This is a genomic window from Flagellimonas amoyensis, assembly GCF_003058265.1.
GTDB classification, from domain to species: Bacteria; Bacteroidota; Bacteroidia; order Flavobacteriales; family Flavobacteriaceae; genus Flagellimonas; species Flagellimonas amoyensis.
Genome location: NZ_QBUK01000016.1, coordinates 1 through 17,888, shown reverse-complemented (window position 1 = coordinate 17,888; position 17,888 = coordinate 1). Strand labels below are relative to the sequence as shown.

Genomic DNA, 17,888 nt, shown 5'->3' with positions numbered 1-17,888 from the left:
AGAAAAAGTTCAAATAAAAAAATCAATGGCCACTAGGGACTACCATGATCTGTTAAAACCGGAAGTCATCAATACCGTATCGGGACTTTCCCTGATATCGCGTATCGTGGTGGAAGGCTACCTGTCGGGTCTGCACAGGAGCAGGAGCGTGGGTCCGGGCATGGAGTTCAGCCAATACCGCGCCTACGAGCCGGGGGACGACCTCCGCTTGCTCGATTGGAAAATGTTGGCCCGTTCGGGAAGGTACTATATCCGACAATCGGAAGTGGAAAGCCAGGTCGTGGTAAAGTTCATCGTGGATGCAAGTGCCTCCATGGAGCATACCGAAAATGGTATCTCCAAATTGGAATTTGCCCGTATCATTGTGGCCTGTCTCTCCCAAATGGCACAAAAACAGGGCGATTCGGTCGGCCTTTTTGCCCTGAACGAAGAAGAGTTTGTCGAGATCTATCCAAAGGCGGACCAAAAACACTATAACAGATTACTTCTGGAACTCCTCCATATATCCACCAAGGGAAAATGGCCGCAACGCTCCCAGGTCACCAAAAGGATCCACGGGAGGAGCCATAGAGAATTGGTGTTTTTCCTGACGGATATGTACGAGGACATTTCGGAACTCTCCGATTTTGCGAAAGAACTCAAAACGTCCAACAACGAGGTCGTGGTACTCCAATTGATGGCGGGCAACGAACTGGATTTTGCGTATAAGAAATCGGTCACCTTTGAGGATTTAGAGACCGGGGCAAAGGTAAAGGTGGATGTGGACAAGGCCAGGGAAAGTTATTTGAAGGCCTTGGAAACCAAGATGGAACGTTCCAAGGAACAATTGCTCTCCAAAGGAGTGCACTTTCATCTTTTTCGGATGGATGCACATTTGGGCAATGCACTGCAATTATTTTTAAAGGAACGATCAAGACTGAATTAGAATGGTATTTGCAAATCCTTCATATTTATGGGCATTATGGGGTCTTTTGGTCCCCTTGGCCATCCATTTGTGGAGCAAAAAGGAAGCAAAGACCATCAAGATCGGGAGCATACAGTTGTTGGACGAATCCAACTCAAGGCAATCGAGCAGCCTGCAACTGAACGAATGGTTCCTGCTTTTACTTCGGATGTTGGTCATCGCCCTTGCAGTCATATTGATGGCCGGGCCCCAATGGCGAACCCATAAAAACAGGGATTTGGTCACTTATGTGGTGGAACCCTCGCTTGTGGGTCACCATACCTTGGACAGGGTTTTGGACAGTTTGAACGAAACTTCGGAGGTATTGCTGTTGAAAAATGGATTTCCGGAATGGGAAATGGATATGGATAACCCCGGAGCGGCAACACCCAATTATTGGCAGTTGGTCCAAAAAATGGATTCCCTCCCCTCCGATAGCATTGTGGTTTTTTCCCATGCCCGTTTTCAAGGATTCAGGTCCGCAAGGCCATCCACGCACAAAAAGATCAATTGGGTAGTCATGGAACCTGAAAACCTTGAGGAAACCCCATTGGTGGCTCTGGGGAATGGGGAAGAAACAGAGCTGGTCTCCATGATTGGTGATGGACAGAACAAGCTCTTCAAAAAGCAAAAGCTGAGCAGCGGGTTTTCCCTGACAAAAAACAAGGATAGCCTCAGTTTAGAAACGGACAATGAAACAAAGACCATAGGTCATATCGTTTTAAACCCCATCGAAGTGTCACTTTATTCCCATACGGAAACTGAGACCGAAAAAAGATACATTGAAGCTTCCTTGGTAGCATTGTCCAACTATCTTCAGCGGGACATCAATGTTCAAACATATGATAACGGTGAACAGCCCGACGGTTCACCCACAGATTTGAACATTTGGTTGCGGAACGACCCTTCGGATGCTTTTTCTGGGAAATGGTTGATTTTTCATGATGACCCATTGGCCAATCGGCTAATAGTCCCCGGCACCCACGAAGGACTTTTTCATTTGACGCATACCTTGAATGCCCAGAATACGGTCGAGGAACATTTTGCAGAACAACTACTAACGCTGTTGGACTTGGATGCTGATATTGAAGAAGTGATTTTGAAGGCGGATTCCCGTCAGATGGATGTATCTGAGCTGGAGCCCAATTATATGGAACCCAAATCGAAAAGGGAGCGGGCCACATTCAAGGACATGTCCCATTGGGCATTTTTGGGCCTTTTGGTAGTGATGATGGTCGAACGTTTGGTTTCTTACCTCAAAAAGCAATGATGATGGGAGAGGGGCAATTGGTACAGTTCAGGAAAAGATGGCAACGAACCCTATATTTGGAGTGTCTGTGCTATGCCTTGGGCTGTGGTGTGCTGACCTATCTGATATCGTGGAGCATTTTGGTGGCTATTGCAGTTTTTCTTCTTGCCTTCTTGGTCGCACTCTATTTTTACCGCCCTTGGAACCTGAAAATGGAAAGTGCCGTGGCCTATATCGATGCACATGTGCCGGAAGCGGCATACAGCAGCGGGCTTTTGGCGATGTCCACGGAAGAGCTGTCCGATTTATCCAAGTTGCAACAGTACAAGGTGTATTCGCAATTGCAAGCCATCTTGCCCAAATTGAGGCCGCCCCACAAATTGATCATTTCCATTTCAGTGATGTTGGGTCTTGCCCTGATCGGTTTGGTTGTTCATTATGGGGTCAAGACCTACGGAAACCCTCTACTGGAACCTAAAACCGAAAGCCAAATTCAATTCACCCCTTTGGATACGCTGTCGCCCACTGTGCAAGCCCCTGAATTGAAGGAGACCTTGATCACGGTCAACTATCCAGATTATACGAAATTGCCCACGTTGAAAACCTCGAACCCCAACATCAGCGCCGTGGTGGGCTCTGTGGTAACGTGGACGCTGCTATTCGATGGGGAAGTGGCCTCCATCGACATGGATCGTATGGGAGAAGTTTTTGCTCTTTCGAAGGCAAACGGACACTATGTCCTAAACCAGAAAGTGGAGGAATCCGGATTCTATAGTTTCAATTTCAAGGATGTGGAAGGCAATGCTTATACCACAGATCTATATTCCTTGGAGGCCGTAAAGGATATGCCACCCGTCATCGAAGTAGGGGAATTGCCCCAATACAGTTATTTTGAATACGATTCAGCCAAAAAGATCCCGCTGAAAGCGAAGACCATGGATGATTTTGGGGTGGATGATGTCTATATCGTGGCCACGGTGAGCAAGGGGTCTGGGGAATCGGTAAAATTCAGGGAAGAAACCATCCGTTTTGAAGCCGCTTTTTCCAAAGGGAGCAAGCAACTGGAATTACGGAAACAGTTGGATTTGGACCAATTGGGAATGGACCCCGGCGACGAGCTCTATTTCTATGTAGAGGCCTTGGACAACAAAGTTCCGAATGCCAATGTTTCCCGAAGCGAGACCTATTTTGCGGTGATCAGGGACACGGTTACCGATGGATTTGCCGTGGAAGGTACACTGGGAGTGGACCTGATGCCCGATTATTTCAGGAGCCAGCGCCAATTGATCATCGACACCGAAAAACTCATCAAGGACCGTCCCAATCTATCCGAATACCAGTTCAAATTCAAGAGCAACGAACTGGGCTTTGACCAAAAATCCCTCCGATTGAAATATGGGCAGTTCATGGGCGATGAAGCCGAAATGCAGGCTGCTCCAGGTGCAGTTTCCCATCTAGAGACCGATGACGCTCATGAAGAAGGCGAAGAAGACCTTTTGGAAGGGTACAGTCACAAACATGACAGTGACAATGAGCACAATTTGGTGCCCGAACATGCAGAGGAAGAGGAGGAAGGGGAAGAAGATCCGTTGCACGAATACCTCCACAACCATGATGACCCCGAAGAATCTACCCTGTTTGAAAAATCATTGAAGGACAAGCTCAGGGAGGCCCTGAACATTATGTGGGATGCGGAGCTCTACCTCAGGCTTTATGAGCCCGAAAATTCCTTGCCATACCAATACAAGGCACTCGAACTCATACAGGAGATCAAGAACAGCGCCCGGATCTATGTGCACCGGATAGGATTTGACCCACCTCCCATCAAGGAAGAAAAGCGGCTGACGGGTGACATCAAGGCCATCACCAATTATGATAAAAAAGAACAGTTTGACCATACCATGTCCTTTGCGTCAACCCGACAGGCCATATCCCGCTTGGAACTTTTACGCATGGGCAAAACGGGTTTTCAGGAAACGGATAGGGTGCTTTTTCAAGAAACGGGCAATGAACTGGCAAGAAAAGCAGTGGAAGAACCCCTGAAATACCTAAAGGTATTGCAAGGGTTGCGAGACCTTGAAAGAGTAGATGCAAGAACATCGGAAAAATTCGGGGAAGTCCAGAAAAGCCTTCTTTCCGTTATTGGTGAGGTGGAGGGCAATCCGAGTAAAAAAGCAGATGTGCAAGATGAAATCAATAGGTTGTACTTAAAGGAATTGGGCACATATGATTGATGGGACAATCTTTTTGAACTGGAAGTTTTTCTGGCCATTTTTTGTGGGCAGTCTGTTGCTTTGGGCCGTATTTATCTGGAAGGAATGGACACAGCGAAAAGAGCAAAGGTTCTGGGTAAAACTGATGGTTTCCTGTGTCGGGATAGCTTCATTGTTGGCAATGGCCTTGCGGCCCGCACACCGGAAAGAGGCACTTTTGGGAAAGGGCCTCCTATTGACGGAAGGGCATCGGCCAGAGCAATTGGACAGTATCCGGTCTCTTTTTAGGCGCATAAGAACAGAAAGCTATATCCCGGGAAACACTCCGCCCCTTTTGGAAACCACCGATTCCCTTTTTGTGTTGGGACATGGGATACAGCCATTTGATATGTGGCAATTCAAAGGCAAGGCCGTTAACTTTCTGGGAGGTAAGGAACCTGAAGGGTTGGTTGACGTGTCGCATAAAGAGGAACTTTTGCTTGGTGAGGAACTTTCCATCAAAGTGAAATACACCAATCCAAAAACAGGGCATTGGCTCATTTTGAACGACCCTGGGGAAAACGGACTCGACTCCATTCCGCTAGATGATGGGGAACAGCAGTATGTTGAATTGGGAACCAATCCCAAGGCCAGTGGTCATTTTGTCTATTCGTTGGTGGAAAAAGACGCGGAAGGGTCGGTGGTGCGTACAGAGCCCCTACCCGTGAAGGTCCAGCCTCGTGAACCCCTAAACATATGGATGGTCACCAATTTTCCCACATTCGAGACCAAGTACCTCAAAAACTTTCTTGCAGAAAACGGGCATAGCGTGTTGGCACGTACCCAATTGACCAAGGATCGGTTCAAGTTTGAATATTTCAACCGGGAAGCTTCGCCCATATATCAAATGACAGCTAAGGCGTTGGAAGATTTTGACCTGATCATCATGGATACGGATTCGTATCTAGGTTTAGGGCCATCATCCAAGTCGGCCTTGGAAGAAACGATACGGGAACGGGGGACAGGGCTGTTCATTCAGCCCAACGCCCCATTTTTTAAACTTTCCCAACGGCAGTCGCCATTTCGATTTCTGGTGGATGGGAAAAATGATGCCACCTTTGGTGGTGTTTCGGAGCGTGTGGAAAAATATCCCTATGCCTTTCAAGATAGGTTTCCCCTACAACCCATCATTTTGGATTCTGTGGCAATGGCCGCCTATATCCCCATGGAAAAAGGGAAGATGGCGACTTCGATCCTTCAGGACACGTATCATTTGATATTGAATGGAAACCAAGACCTATATGCCAAACTCTGGACACAACTGTTGAACGAGCTTGTCCGTCAGCAAGAAGTGGAGACGGAATGGCAAGCCCTGACGGATATTCCTAGAAAAGACCAGCCTTTTGAATTCCAACTGCGCACCCATTTGGAAAGCCCTCAAGTGGAGACCGATCAAGGAGCGGGTATTCCACTGCTTCAGGATTATTCGGTATCTACATTGTGGAACGGCACCAGATACCCCCGGAACGTTGGCTGGAACCATCTTGAACTTTCAAGGGATTCCCTTTCCCGTTTTTCCTATTATGTCTTTGATGCCAATGACCGAAAGGCCGTGACCCAAAAAAGGGTATTGGAAGCCAACATCAGGAAATTTGGTCAGCATGAAGGTTTTGGAAAAGTACAATCCGCAACAGTAAGGGACCATGTCCCCGTGTCACCCTTATGGTTTTTTGTCCCGTTTGTCCTCTGCATGGGTTGGCTGTGGTTGGAACCCAAACTTTCCCAATGACAAAGGTTCAGGTCAGGCCGCTATGGTCACATCCTTATTGTACTTGTTACGATATTCAATGGGCGTGAGACCCGTGATTTTTTTGAACACGTTGCGGAATGCTTTGGAATCGGTATAGCCTACATCGAACATCACCTCGGTGATGTTTTTTCGGGTGGACTCAAAACTACGCTTGGCCGCCTCTATCTTCACCCGTTGCAGATATTCCACCACAGTGTTGTTCGTGGCTTGTTTGAAACGGCGTTCAAAGCTCCTTCGGCTTACGGCGACCCTTTCGGCAAGTTCGTCCACGGTAATTTTTTCATGATAGTTCGCTTCAATGTACTCTTGGGCCTGTTTTACCTGTTCGTCGTTGTGGTCTTTTTGGCCAGTGAACATCATGAAGGCCGCCTGGCTGTCCCTGTCGATATCAATGGCAAAATATTTGGAGGCCAAGATGGCCATGTCACGATTCGTATATTTTTCCAAAAGATAGAGCAAAAGATTCCATATGGAATTGGCACCGCCACTGGAATAGATCCCATTTTCTTCGGTGATGACACCGCCATCCACCACTTCAACCTCGGGGAACATTTCCTTGAACTCGTTGTAAAATGCCCAATGGGTAGAGCATTTTTTACCGTTCAGCATGCCCGTGGAGGCCAACAGGAAGGCCCCTATGCACAAAGAGGCCACCTCTGCGCCCATGTCCCGCTGTTTTGTGATCCAAGGCAGTAGCGGTTCGTTTAGGGCTATGGCGGTCCGCATGTCACCAAAAATAGGAGGGATGATGACGAGGTCGGCCTGCCCTGCGTCTTCCAAAAAGGCATCGGTCGTTATGGAATAGGCCCCGTCCTGGATTCGGATTTCCTTGTCGGTGCCCACCATTTGTACCTTGAACAAGGGTTCCTTGCCAGAGGCCTGTAAAAATTGATTGGCCGTTGTGAACAGGTATCGGGCCGCTGTGACCCCTGAGGCCACTGCAGTTTTGGGAATTAAGATGGATATGGTCTTCATGTTTCCAAAAGTAGTGAAAACCTTTGGCGGAATCAACCCGTGAAATGGACGTTTTCGCACCCTAGAATTATTTTTCTTCCATACCATCTTTGTAGTGTTGAAAATTGTGCAAGGAATGAACCAGATCATTACATATCTTACATTCAATGGAAATTGCAGGGAAGCCATGGAATTTTACCAAGAATGTTTGGGAGGGAAACTGGAGGTCCAGACGTTGGAAGATACGCCAAAGGCTGAAGTGTTTCCGAAAAATTTCAAGGGTTTTGTGGTACAGGCGGCACTGAAAAAGGACGGGATGTTGCTGATGGGTACCGATATGGTGGACCGGGAATTGGTCAAGGGCAACTCCATATCCATTCTTTTGGGCGCTTCCAATGAAGAACAATTGCAAGAATATTACCAAAAACTCAAAAGGGAGAGCATAAGTTCCCATCCGCTGGACAAGACCCATTGGGGGAATCTTTTTGGGAGTTTGGTGGACAAGTATGGCAACGAATGGTTGTTCCATTATCAAATAGAATAAGAACATAAAAACCCAAATATGAAAGGCAAGAAATTCAGCACAGTGGACGATTATTTCAAGGAAATTCCCCAGGTGGCCCTTGAGCGTATGAACACCATCCGGCGTGAACTGAAAACTGTGGCCCCATTGGCCAGCGAAGTGATCAGCTACAATATGCCGGCCCTGAAATACAAAGGGATTTTGGTCTATTACGCAGCCTATGAAAAACATGTGGGTTTCTATGCGGTGCCCAATGCCCATGAGCATTTTGCAAAGGAATTGGCCGGATACAAGCAGGGAAAGGGCTCCGTCCAGTTTCCTCATGACCGACCATTGCCCATAGAGCTCATCAAGCGAATGACGGCCTATAGATACCAGCAACAGCTGGACGATAACAAACCATAGTACAACTTACAAAGCACATAAATTGACATATCATGAAAACAACACCACACACACAAAAGATCATACCCTTTCTTTGGTTTGATGCCAAGGCTGAGGAGGCCATGAAATTTTACACTTCTATCTTCCCAAATTCAAAGATTCATTTTATGAACAAATGGCCCGAGGGAAGCCCATTTCCTTCAACGACCGTCCAAAATGGGTGCTTTACCTTGGATGGCACCACTTTTCATGCCTTTGATGCAGGGCCCATGTTCCAGTTCAACGCATCCATCTCCTTTTTTGTCATTTTTGAGACTGAAGAGGAAGTTGATTCAGTCTGGAAACAGCTTATCGATGGTGGTGAGGCAATGATGCCGTTGGATACCTATCCATGGAGCGATCGGTATGGTTGGGTCACCGACCGTTTTGGACTTTCTTGGCAACTGATGAAAGGCAAATTGGACGATGTAGGGCAACGGGTGACCCCATTGTTGATGTACTCCGGAGACCAAAGGGGCAATGCAGAACAAGCCATGAACCAATACATGTCTATTTTTGGGAACGCCTCCTTGGACGGGATATCCAGGTACGGGGCAAATGAGCCAGGCCCTGAAGGGTTGGTGAACCATGCCCAATGTAAACTGGAAGGGCAGACCTTTATGGTCATGGACAATGGTACCGAAACGGAAATGCCGTTCAATGAGGCCATTTCGTTCTATGTAAACTGTAAAGATCAGGCAGAGGTGGACCATTTATGGGAAGCACTTACCAAGAATGGGGGCAGTGAGTCCCAATGTGGTTGGTTGAAGGACAAATATGGAGTGTCCTGGCAAATAGTTCCCGAGCTTGTTTCGGATAAACTGGCCAATGGTAAGCCCCATCGTGTAAAGCAGTTGATGGAGGCCCTCTGGAAAATGAAGAAGCTGGACACGGACCAATTGTTAGCGGCTTATAATCAATAAGATTTGGCGGAAATGCCCCCTAAAACCACCGTTTTTACACCTTGGTTTCACAGTATTATCCCTTAGTTTTATCATCGACAAACCCTAAACAATTCAACAATCATGAAAAACAAGATTCTCTTCATTTTGGCCTTGCTCTTCGGACTGATGTTCGCCAATGCAGGCCTCAACAAATTTTTGAACTACATGCCCATGCCAGAAGAAATGCCGGAAGCCTTGCTGAAGGATTTTCAAGCACTGATGGAAATTTCTTGGCTATTGCCCTTGGTGGGTCTGGCCGAGCTCATTGGTGGTATTTTGGTCATCATACCCAGAACACGGGCCTTGGGTGCATTGATTCTTTTCCCGGTGATGGTGGGTATTTTGCTCGTCAACACGGTGGTGGATACCAGCGGATTCGTCATCGCATTGGTGCTGGCCGTTATCTTGGGATGGATCATGTTTGAGAACAGGCACAAGTACAGGCCCATATTTCAATAAAATAAAATCAATTTAATCTTCAACAAAAAACAAGAAAAATGAAAGTAAACCCCTATTTGAACTTTGATGGAAAGACCCAAGAGGCATTCCATTTTTATAGATCTGTTTTTGGTGGTGAGTTCACTGCCCATATGAAGATGGAGGATGCCCCAGGCACCGATGGTCTCAACGAAGAGGAGAAAAACCGGATCATGCACATCAGCCTTCCCATTGGCAAGGATACCATTTTGATGGGCTCGGATATTGTTCCTTCCATGGGCCACACCTTGAACCAAGGGAACAGTGTGTACATTTCCCTGCATCCAGAAAGTAGGCAGGAAGCCGACCGGATCTTTGATGGACTTTCACAGGGAGGTGATGTGGAAATGCCCATGGAAGACCAGTTCTGGGGTGATTATTTTGGCAGTTTCACCGATAAGTTCGGTGTACGATGGATGATCAACTTCAACGAACAATACGTATAAGATGGAAGCACATAGAATCACCGTAAAGGCCATGGTAAAAAATGATGTGGAAACAGTATGGGAATGCTGGACAGATCCAGGACACATTACCCAATGGAACTTTGCCGCAGACAGTTGGTGCTGTCCTAGGGCCGAGAACGACCTAAAGGTCGGAGGCAAATATATGGCCAGGATGGAAGCAAAAGATGGTAGTTTTGGTTTCGATTTTGAGGCCGTTTATGATGAGGTGGTGGAGCACAAAAAGATTTCCTACACCATGATGGATGGCAGACAGGCCACGACCACCTTCGAAAATTCAGGAAATGGGACCTTGGTGACCACCATTTTTGACCCAGAGGACCAAAATCCTTTGGAAATGCAGGAAGAAGGTTGGCAGGCCATTCTCAATAACTTTAAAACCTATGCTGAAGGGTAAATTTCCCGTTCCTTAGGATAGGTCATGATCGCGCCATGGTAGAAGTATTCAAAACGAACATCATATCGAATCTCAATGCCGAACTGGTCTTGGGCGCGCTACAGACCCAATTTCCAAGTCTTGGCATCAACTTTGACCTAGAGGATTGTGACAACATCCTTAGGGTGCAATCCATGCTGGACATGGAAATCTGTATCGAAAGTATCTATGGGATAGTGAAGGGATTGGGGTTCCAGATAGAGGTGTTGCCGGATGTGGTGACCCAGGTCAAAAGAGAGGGCCAAAAAAGATTTTGGGAAAAATGATGCAACCAAATGGCGTTTCCACCATCAATCTATAAACTTATAAATTTGATATGTTTATGAAAAGAAACGCTTTTATTATCGGTGTCATGCTACTGATGGGAGGAATCATCTCTTCCTGCAACTCGGACAATGAGGTTGATTGTCCAGAGGATTTTACAGGTGAATTGACCACTGCTGAAGAAGACCTCGTTGGTACTTGGGTGCTTTCAGCAATTGTCGCAGATGAGGAAATTGACCTTACCGATGATGATGTGGACAATCCAAGTACAGATTTTTTTGCACAATACCCGGCCTGTCAAAAGGACGCCTCCTACACCTTCAACTCGGACAGAAGTTATGAGTATGGGCAAGGGCAAAATGCAACGGATTGCCAGAACAAGGCAACCTTGGAAGGTACTTGGAAATATGCTTCGGCAAACCTGAGTTTGGTCAGCGCATGTAGTCTGCAGAACACTGATATTGAATTCAATGTCAACCAAACCGCATTCTCTTTCACCAATGATTTTGAGGTAAGGGATGTGGATGGCGTAGTGAGTGCTGTTGAAATCACCTTTGTCTATAGCTTGGCCATAGCTGATTAATTGTCAATCAATGCTTTTCCTGAATTGATCGATGCCCATTTGATCTCCGCTCACAAAGAGTAGGTCGTCCTGATAGATTTTATCGGAAGGCTTTATGGAACTATGGAGCTCATTTTTTCTGGAAATGCCCAAAATATTGATGCCATAGGCATTCCTTAGGTTAAGGTCCTTGAGTTCCTTGCCCACAATATCCCTGTCGTCGGTATTGACCCGCACGCAGGAAATGTTGAAATCGGGGAACTCGGTGGGTCTGAATGTTCGAGGAGTGCCTTTTTTGTTTTGGAACAGTTCGTAGTTGTCCAGTCGGGCACTGTTCACCAGATGCTCAATATCATCTTCGGGTACCAGAAAATTGTGCAGGGTCCTTGAAAATATCTCAATGGACGTTTCAAATTCCTCTGGGATCACATCGTCCGCACCCATGGCAATCAATTCTGTGATCTCCTTTACATAACGGGTCCTCACAATGATATGAATGGACCGGCTGATGCTCCTGATGTTCTTGATGATGGCCTTGGTGGCTATCGGGTCTGAAATGGCAATGACCACTACCCGGGCCTTGGACACGTGTGCAAATTCCAGGATATGGTCCTGTGTGGCATCCCCAAAATGGATGGGTACGTTATTCTGCCTTTCCTTTCTCACCACATCGGCGTTGAGCTCCACCACCACGTAGGGGATGTTACTGAACTCGGCAGCCTTTGCGAGGTTGCTACCATTGATGCCATAGCCGATAATGACCAAATGGTTCTTCATCTCATCGGATTTTTCCTTTTCCTCCGAGGCCATGAGCATTTTGTCCACTGCTTTGATAGGTCTCAGTTTCATCACACCAAAAGCAATGTTTTCCGAGAAAATGATCACGAACGGCGTCAGGAACATCGAAATGATGGAAACGGCCAAGAAATATTGGTTGGTCTCAGCATTGAGCAACCCATATTGTATTCCCACTTTTGAAAGGATAAAGGCAAATTCCCCCACTTGAAAAAGGGCAAGGCCGGTTAGCAGAAATGTCCTTGCCGGATATTTGAGTACGGCAATGGACAGGGCGGCAATCAACGATTTGATAAGGAAAACCCCAAACACGATGAGCAAAATGACCCCCACGTGCTTTCCAAAAAAAGTAAGGTCCAAAAGCATGCCCACCGATATGAAGAAGAAACTGGTGAAAAGCTCCCTGAAAGGCAATATGATGCTGGTGGCCTGATGGCTATATTCGGATTCGGAAATGATCAGCCCCGCCAAAAAGGCACCCAATGCCAGCGAAAGCCCTGCTTCTGAAGTCAGAAAGGCCACAGCAAAGCAAATGGTGATGGTGGTGATCAGAAAAAGTTCCTTGCTCTTGGTCTTGGCTACCAAGTGCATCAATTTTGGCACCAGATACCGGGCACTGAAGATGGTAATGGCCAGAACAATGGCCGTTTTGAGCAACAACATCAGAATACTGTTCGTCACATTGCCCGATTGCCCGGCAATGATGGGGGTGAAGAGCATCATGGGAACCACGATGATGTCCTGGAAAATCAGTATGGCCAGCGCATTGCGCCCATGTGGGGACGACATTTCGTTGCGCTCCTGCAAAACCTTCAACACAATAGCGGTACTGGACAGTGAAAAAAGAAATCCCACAAAAATGGCCTCGCTCCATGTAAAGCCCAATAAATAATAGATCAAGCCAGAGACCAATACGGTAAGTCCCACCTGCAAGGCACCTCCTATAAAGACCGTGTTCTTGATGGACATCAACTGTTTGATGGAGAGTTCCATCCCGATGACGAACAACAGTAAGATGACCCCGATCTCTGAAATGGCCTCGATCTGTTCCGATTCGTGCAAAAGGCCAAAACCATAAGGCCCGATCAAGATCCCAGTGACCAAAAAACCGAGGATGGAAGGCAATTTCAAGCGTTGCAGCACAAATACGACTACCATGGAAAGTCCTAGCAAGATCAAAAAGTCCTGTAACATGGGTAAGTGCATATCGGGAGGGTTTTAATGGTTATCGGAACAATTTTCCACTGGTGGACCAGAATCCCAAAGTTAAGAAGAAAGTGTCTTTGGTATGTCCCTCCCCAGTCAACTTTTCCAAAGAAATCAGGGTTTCTCAAATAGGATACTTTCTATATAATTCAACCCAAATGATCTCCTGTTGCATTACGAAAATGATAAAAAGGAGGTGTTTTCCATAGGAAAATGGAGTTTTAGGAAAAACCTGACAATTATCATCTTTTAAGAATGGTCTGTACAGGATCTTTGTCCTATCAAAACCTAGAAACTATGAAAAGTTATATCAAAATGAATCAGCGATCAGTAAAAATAGCCTTACTGGCAATGGTGTTGGGTCTGGCGCCCATCACCCTTTCCTCGCAAAGTTTCAAGCTCAGCAATGGTGAGGGGAAACTCATGGTCACCGGAACATCCAGTCTGCATGATTGGGAAGAGGTTGCCGAGCAAAAATCCGGAACGCTCCAAGTGGACATTACGGGGGAACTGCCCAAGATCACGACCTTGAAGTTCACCGTTGAGGCAGAAAGCCTAAAAAGTGGAAAGGGAGCTATGGACAAGAACACCTACAAGGCCTTGAACACGGATAGTCATAAGCAGATTGTCTTCCAACTTTCAGGTGTCAAGGAAATTACTCCGGTGGGCTCAACGAACAAATACAAGGTAGTGGCCAATGGCAACCTGACCATTGCAGGAAAGACAAACAAAATAGAGCTGCCTTTTGATTTGACGGTAAATGGTGACAAGGCCACTTTGGAAGGCAAAAAAGGACTGAAAATGACCGATTATGGGGTAGAGCCTCCCAAAGCTTTGATGGGAACCATCAAAACAGGTGATGAAATAGAGATCCACTACAATACCGTTTGGAAAAAATAAATAGATAAACAATAAAAGAAGTACTCAACTTAAAATCCATAACAATGAAAAAATACATAAAATACGGGGTGTTTGCCATAACATGTATGGTAGGTCTATGGGGTCATTCCCAAAACCGAAATCTGGACAACTACAGACAACCGGACAGGAACGGTGTCAATGTTTTTGAAAGCCCAAAGGATACGGCGCTTACCTTTGATGGGGTGAAGGTAAGGATCGGTGGATCATCCACGCTACAGTTCCAGGCAGTGGACCATGAAAACTCAGGTGCCGTGGAGCTTATTGAAATTGGGGACAACTTCAACTTGGCAACCGCCAACTTGGATCTTGATGTGGCCTTGGCCAAAGGTGTACGTATGCACTTAAGGACCTACTTGTCTTCCAGACACCACCCAGAACCCTATGTGAAGGGTGGGTATTTCCAAGTGGACAACTTGGATTTCATCAGCCCCGGACTGTTGGAGGAAGCCATGAAATATGTGACCGTGAAAGTGGGACACATGGAAAACAACTATGGTGATGCACACTTTAGGAGAACCGACAACGCCCAGGCCATGCACAACCCCTTTGTGGGCAACTTGATCATGGATGCCTTTACCACAGAGGTAGGTGGCGAGGTCTATTTCAGGAAAAATGGTTTCATCGGGATGTTCGGGCTATCCAATGGTAAATTGAACCAAGCCGTGAACAATCCTGAAACCACAGGAGCTTCCATCTTGGCCAAATTGGGATATGACAAACAGTTGACAGATGACTTTAGATTGCGTTTGACAGGATCTATGTATTCCACCGGAAAATCAGGCAACGTTTACCTATACAGTGCCGACCGTAGTGGTTCCAGATACTATTTGGTCATGGAAAACACAGAGGCCTCTACATCCGGCAATTTCCGTTCCGGTAGGTTCGACCCAGGTATGCGAAATGAGATAACAGCCTTTATGGTGAACCCTTTCCTAAAATACAAAGGATTGGAGTTCTTCGGAACCTTTGAACAGGCCAAAGGTAAGACAAATGCTGAGGCTGACGACAGGACAGCTACCCAATTGGCAGGAGAGCTTATCTACCGCTTCGGTAAAACTGAAAACTTCTACCTAGGAACCCGATACAATACGGTAAATGCCGACACCGCTGCCGGAGAGGACATTACCATTGACAGGTTCCAATTGGGAGGCGGAATTTTCTTGACCAAGAACATACTTGCCAAAATTGAGTATGTAAACCAACAGTACGATGGATTTGACCCAGCAAGTATCTTCAGCGAAGGGGAGTTCAAAGGAGTCTTGTTGGAAGCTGTCATCAGTTTCTAGGTCACTCTTGAGTTTAGGTGAAAAGGTCTGGGACGAACGTCCCAGACCTTGATTGAAACCATAAAAATCAATACCTTTAATTATCATGATACCATTTGTGATCCATAACGTCAAGAGCATATCCGCCATGACCCTTCTTATCTTCGGGGCTTTCTTTTCTGCACCGGAACGTGAGACAAGGGTGTGGGTGGCCCCTGAGAGTGAGGTGGTGATCATCGGTACCACCAATGTCAATGGTTTTACCTGCAAGTACAAGGTACAGGAACTCGAAGTGCCCGTGCAGTTGACCTATAATGACAAAGTGGAACAGATCCAGTTCAAAAATGCCAAGCTCAAACTGGCGAACGATTGCTTTGATTGTGGAGGAAAGGCCATCAACAAGGATTTCAGGGAGCTGTTGAAAACTGAGCAACACCCACAAGTGGAACTCAGGCTGCTCCATGTGGACCCAGCCGAGAACGGTGGGCAAAAAATTGGAGTGGGCATGGAAATTACCATTGCAGGAGTGGCCCGTAAATATGAGACCACACTGAGCTGTGTCCAAGCAGGGGATATTTGTGTGAACGGGACCTTGGACCTCTTGTTGAGCGATTTTGGACTTGAACCTCCCCGCAAAGTTTTGGGAATGATCAAGGTGGACAATAAGATCAAGGTAGAACTTTCCCTTAAGTTGAAGGAGATATAGGTTTTGTTGGAATTATAGATTCAATCCGTTGCGATAGTACATCCAACGGATTTTTTTATGTTCAAATGTGTGCTGTGATGTTTCAGGAAAATAGGTATCTTGTGAGACTGATTTTCAACTAAAACAAACAACATGCACAATTTCATAATCAACAATGGAAAAAAGGCCCTAACCGTCTTGATGCTGGGCGCTTTGGCAACTTCAATGCAGGCACAGGACAATTTTGGCGGACTGGCCCTTTATACGGTCAGGGACCATATGGGCAAGGATCCAAAAGCTACTTTGGAAAAAGTGGAGGACGCAGGATACGCCTACGTCGAAGCTGCCGGTTACAACGAAGGAAAATTTTATGGGATGGCCCCAGAGGATTTTAAGGCCTATCTGGAAAGATTGGGACTCAAACCAGTTAGCACACATCAGGGAACAGTGACCCTAGAGAATGCCGATGAGCAGATTGCAGCGGTAAAGACAGCCGGGTTTGAGTATTTCACCATTCCAGTGCCGCCTATGGGGATGTTCACCTTTGATATGGAATCCCGTACCATGGGAATGAAAGGTACTGTCAAGGACTTGGCGGACATACTCACGGAACTGGGCAAGAAATGTGAAGCAGCCGGCCTCAAACTTTTGTACCACAACCACGATTTTGAATTTAAGAAGAACGAAGATGGTGTGGTTACCATAGATTATCTATTGGAGAATACCGACCCTAAATACGTGAACTTCCAGATGGACCTCTATTGGGTGACCAAGGCAGGGGCAGATCCCGTAGCTTATTTTGAAAAATATCCAGGCAGGTTCAAGTCATGGCACGTAAAGGATATGGACGACGAAGGCAAGTTTGCCCCTGTGGGTGAAGGCCATATCGATTTTAAGAGGATTTTGGACGAAAAAGAGACCTCTGGGATGATGAAATATTTTGTGGAACAGGATATGACATGGGACAAAGAACCGCTAGAGGTCATCAAGATCAGCCATGAGGGCATCAAGGAGATAGGCTTTGACTAGTTAAATTATTGGCCTAGAGCTTTTTCCAGTGAAAGGGGTAAGAAATGAAAAAAATATTTTTTACAACGGTTCACATTAGTATATTTGCACCCGCAAAAGTGCGGTCGCGTAGCTCAGCTGGATAGAGCATCTGCCTTCTAAGCAGACGGTCGAAGGTTCGAATCCTTCCGCGATCACTTTATGAGTTCAAACAAAAACAAAGCCTTGCATATCTTATTGATTTGCAAGGCTTTAATGTTTTAGCAGCCCCATTTGAATCGGTTTGAAATGGTATGTTTTGGTTTGTAATTCGGTTAGTAAATTTTTTCTTCAAAGTGTTAACCGAATAAGCGTGTAATTAACTATCTTACAATCCTTTAGTATTTGACTTTCGTAGGTAATTATCGTTCAATTTAACACAAAACCTATGAGAACCCGGACAACATTTTCAATCAGTTTCTGGATAAGTACTTCCCGAAGAAATGACGACAACGCAAAGATCTATGCCCGAATCACCGTTGATTCGCAAAGGGCAAACATGAGTTTAAAGTATACTATCCCGAAAGAGATATGGGACAGTAAGGGGTCGAAGGTTCTGGGGCGAACAAAAGAAGCTCAGGAAATCAATACTTATCTGATGGAAGTTGAAACAGAACTTTTTCAATGCTATCGTGAACTTCGGTCTAGAACTGCAAAAAACGGGCATAGTATACCACCTTCGGCGGATTAAACTGAGCCACCCGCGGCGGACCAAAGTGAGCATAGTG

19 protein-coding genes and 1 tRNA gene are annotated in these 17,888 nt (G+C 46.2%); 18 read left to right on the top strand and 2 right to left on the bottom strand.

The features are described 5' to 3' along the window. The first annotated feature begins 25 nt into the window (after positions 1–25). The 4 genes from DB398_RS17830 to DB398_RS17815 are packed head-to-tail and all read left to right on the top strand — an operon-like array spanning position 26 to position 6,173. Positions 26–925, top strand: a complete 900-nt coding sequence (locus DB398_RS17830; protein WP_108425820.1) for a DUF58 domain-containing protein — start codon at positions 26–28, stop codon at positions 923–925. 1 nt (position 926) lies between these two features. Next, a complete protein-coding gene (locus DB398_RS17825; RefSeq protein WP_108425819.1) occupies positions 927–2,213 on the top strand; it encodes a BatA domain-containing protein in 1,287 nt (428 codons plus the stop codon). Beyond that, a complete protein-coding gene (locus DB398_RS17820) occupies positions 2,210–4,426 on the top strand; it encodes a tryptophan-rich sensory protein (protein WP_108425818.1) in 2,217 nt (738 codons plus the stop codon). Before DB398_RS17825 ends, DB398_RS17820 begins: the two co-directional genes overlap by 4 nt. Continuing rightward, entirely contained in the window at positions 4,419–6,173 is a 1,755-nt protein-coding gene (locus tag DB398_RS17815) for a hypothetical protein (protein ID WP_108425817.1), read from the top strand. The genes DB398_RS17820 and DB398_RS17815 overlap by 8 nt, the downstream gene beginning before the upstream one ends. Positions 6,174–6,185: 12 nt before the next feature. Here the strand turns inward: DB398_RS17815 and DB398_RS17810 are convergent, their stop codons facing one another. After that, a complete protein-coding gene (locus DB398_RS17810) occupies positions 6,186–7,169 on the bottom strand; it encodes a GlxA family transcriptional regulator (protein WP_108425816.1) in 984 nt (327 codons plus the stop codon). 115 nt (positions 7,170–7,284) lie between these two features. Between DB398_RS17810 and DB398_RS17805 the strand changes: the two genes are divergently transcribed. The 8 genes from DB398_RS17805 (at position 7,285) to DB398_RS17770 (ending at position 11,262) form a co-directional block, all read left to right on the top strand. Continuing rightward, on the top strand, positions 7,285–7,692 hold the full coding sequence (locus DB398_RS17805; protein ID WP_108425815.1) for a VOC family protein: 408 nt from the start codon (positions 7,285–7,287) through the stop codon (positions 7,690–7,692). An 18-nt stretch (positions 7,693–7,710) separates the two neighbouring features. After that, on the top strand, positions 7,711–8,076 hold the full coding sequence (locus tag DB398_RS17800; RefSeq protein WP_108425814.1) for an iron chaperone: 366 nt from the start codon (positions 7,711–7,713) through the stop codon (positions 8,074–8,076). Positions 8,077–8,108: 32 nt separating this feature from the next. Further along, entirely contained in the window at positions 8,109–9,017 is a 909-nt protein-coding gene (locus DB398_RS17795) for a VOC family protein (RefSeq protein WP_108425813.1), read from the top strand. 102 nt (positions 9,018–9,119) lie between these two features. Next, a complete protein-coding gene (locus DB398_RS17790; RefSeq protein WP_108425812.1) occupies positions 9,120–9,497 on the top strand; it encodes a DoxX family protein in 378 nt (125 codons plus the stop codon). A 38-nt stretch (positions 9,498–9,535) separates the two neighbouring features. Next, positions 9,536–9,961 carry a VOC family protein gene (locus DB398_RS17785; protein WP_108425811.1) on the top strand — a complete coding sequence of 142 codons (426 nt, stop codon included), beginning with the start codon at positions 9,536–9,538 and terminating at the stop codon, positions 9,959–9,961. Between the two features lies 1 nt (position 9,962). Next, a complete protein-coding gene (locus DB398_RS17780; protein WP_108425810.1) occupies positions 9,963–10,376 on the top strand; it encodes an SRPBCC family protein in 414 nt (137 codons plus the stop codon). A 35-nt stretch (positions 10,377–10,411) separates the two neighbouring features. Further along, positions 10,412–10,681 (top strand): hypothetical protein, encoded by a 270-nt coding sequence (locus DB398_RS17775; RefSeq protein WP_108425809.1) that lies wholly within the window; start codon positions 10,412–10,414, stop codon positions 10,679–10,681. Between the two features lie 56 nt (positions 10,682–10,737). Next, complete coding sequence (locus DB398_RS17770) at positions 10,738–11,262, top strand: DUF5004 domain-containing protein (RefSeq protein WP_108425865.1); 525 nt, start codon at positions 10,738–10,740, stop codon at positions 11,260–11,262. A gap of 3 nt (positions 11,263–11,265) precedes the next feature. Here DB398_RS17770 and DB398_RS17765 read toward each other — a convergent pair whose 3' ends face one another. Beyond that, entirely contained in the window at positions 11,266–13,242 is a 1,977-nt protein-coding gene (locus DB398_RS17765; RefSeq protein ID WP_108425808.1) for a monovalent cation:proton antiporter family protein, read from the bottom strand. A 297-nt stretch (positions 13,243–13,539) separates the two neighbouring features. Between DB398_RS17765 and DB398_RS17760 the strand changes: the two genes are divergently transcribed. The 6 genes from DB398_RS17760 (at position 13,540) to DB398_RS18760 (ending at position 17,851) form a co-directional block, all read left to right on the top strand. Beyond that, entirely contained in the window at positions 13,540–14,142 is a 603-nt protein-coding gene (locus DB398_RS17760; protein WP_108425807.1) for a YceI family protein, read from the top strand. A gap of 44 nt (positions 14,143–14,186) precedes the next feature. After that, on the top strand, positions 14,187–15,449 hold the full coding sequence (locus DB398_RS17755; RefSeq protein WP_108425806.1) for a hypothetical protein: 1,263 nt from the start codon (positions 14,187–14,189) through the stop codon (positions 15,447–15,449). An 85-nt stretch (positions 15,450–15,534) separates the two neighbouring features. After that, positions 15,535–16,134, top strand: a complete 600-nt coding sequence (locus DB398_RS17750) for a YceI family protein (protein ID WP_108425805.1) — start codon at positions 15,535–15,537, stop codon at positions 16,132–16,134. 180 nt (positions 16,135–16,314) lie between these two features. Next, complete coding sequence (locus DB398_RS17745; RefSeq protein WP_234416377.1) at positions 16,315–17,142, top strand: sugar phosphate isomerase/epimerase family protein; 828 nt, start codon at positions 16,315–16,317, stop codon at positions 17,140–17,142. 102 nt (positions 17,143–17,244) lie between these two features. Beyond that, positions 17,245–17,318: transfer RNA gene (locus tag DB398_RS17740), tRNA-Arg, on the top strand. Positions 17,319–17,548: 230 nt separating this feature from the next. Next, positions 17,549–17,851 carry an Arm DNA-binding domain-containing protein gene (locus tag DB398_RS18760; RefSeq protein ID WP_108425803.1) on the top strand — a complete coding sequence of 101 codons (303 nt, stop codon included), beginning with the start codon at positions 17,549–17,551 and terminating at the stop codon, positions 17,849–17,851. The last annotated feature ends 37 nt before the right edge of the window (positions 17,852–17,888 follow it).

Coding starts and splice junctions, on each gene's coding strand:
- DB398_RS17755 (WP_108425806.1), top strand. CDS start 14,187: ATGAAAAAATACATAAAATACGGGGTGTTTGCCATAACATGTATGGTA.
- DB398_RS17795 (WP_108425813.1), top strand. CDS start 8,109: ATGAAAACAACACCACACACACAAAAGATCATACCCTTTCTTTGGTTT.
- DB398_RS17765 (WP_108425808.1), bottom strand. CDS start 13,242: ATGCACTTACCCATGTTACAGGACTTTTTGATCTTGCTAGGACTTTCC.
- DB398_RS17750 (WP_108425805.1), top strand. CDS start 15,535: ATGATACCATTTGTGATCCATAACGTCAAGAGCATATCCGCCATGACC.
- DB398_RS17745 (WP_234416377.1), top strand. CDS start 16,315: ATGCTGGGCGCTTTGGCAACTTCAATGCAGGCACAGGACAATTTTGGC.
- DB398_RS17760 (WP_108425807.1), top strand. CDS start 13,540: ATGAAAAGTTATATCAAAATGAATCAGCGATCAGTAAAAATAGCCTTA.
- DB398_RS17805 (WP_108425815.1), top strand. CDS start 7,285: ATGAACCAGATCATTACATATCTTACATTCAATGGAAATTGCAGGGAA.
- DB398_RS17810 (WP_108425816.1), bottom strand. CDS start 7,169: ATGAAGACCATATCCATCTTAATTCCCAAAACTGCAGTGGCCTCAGGG.
- DB398_RS17780 (WP_108425810.1), top strand. CDS start 9,963: ATGGAAGCACATAGAATCACCGTAAAGGCCATGGTAAAAAATGATGTG.
- DB398_RS17800 (WP_108425814.1), top strand. CDS start 7,711: ATGAAAGGCAAGAAATTCAGCACAGTGGACGATTATTTCAAGGAAATT.
- DB398_RS17830 (WP_108425820.1), top strand. CDS start 26: ATGGCCACTAGGGACTACCATGATCTGTTAAAACCGGAAGTCATCAAT.
- DB398_RS17790 (WP_108425812.1), top strand. CDS start 9,120: ATGAAAAACAAGATTCTCTTCATTTTGGCCTTGCTCTTCGGACTGATG.
- DB398_RS17775 (WP_108425809.1), top strand. CDS start 10,412: ATGGTAGAAGTATTCAAAACGAACATCATATCGAATCTCAATGCCGAA.
- DB398_RS17820 (WP_108425818.1), top strand. CDS start 2,210: ATGATGATGGGAGAGGGGCAATTGGTACAGTTCAGGAAAAGATGGCAA.
- DB398_RS17815 (WP_108425817.1), top strand. CDS start 4,419: ATGATTGATGGGACAATCTTTTTGAACTGGAAGTTTTTCTGGCCATTT.
- DB398_RS18760 (WP_108425803.1), top strand. CDS start 17,549: ATGAGAACCCGGACAACATTTTCAATCAGTTTCTGGATAAGTACTTCC.
- DB398_RS17770 (WP_108425865.1), top strand. CDS start 10,738: ATGAAAAGAAACGCTTTTATTATCGGTGTCATGCTACTGATGGGAGGA.
- DB398_RS17825 (WP_108425819.1), top strand. CDS start 927: ATGGTATTTGCAAATCCTTCATATTTATGGGCATTATGGGGTCTTTTG.
- DB398_RS17785 (WP_108425811.1), top strand. CDS start 9,536: ATGAAAGTAAACCCCTATTTGAACTTTGATGGAAAGACCCAAGAGGCA.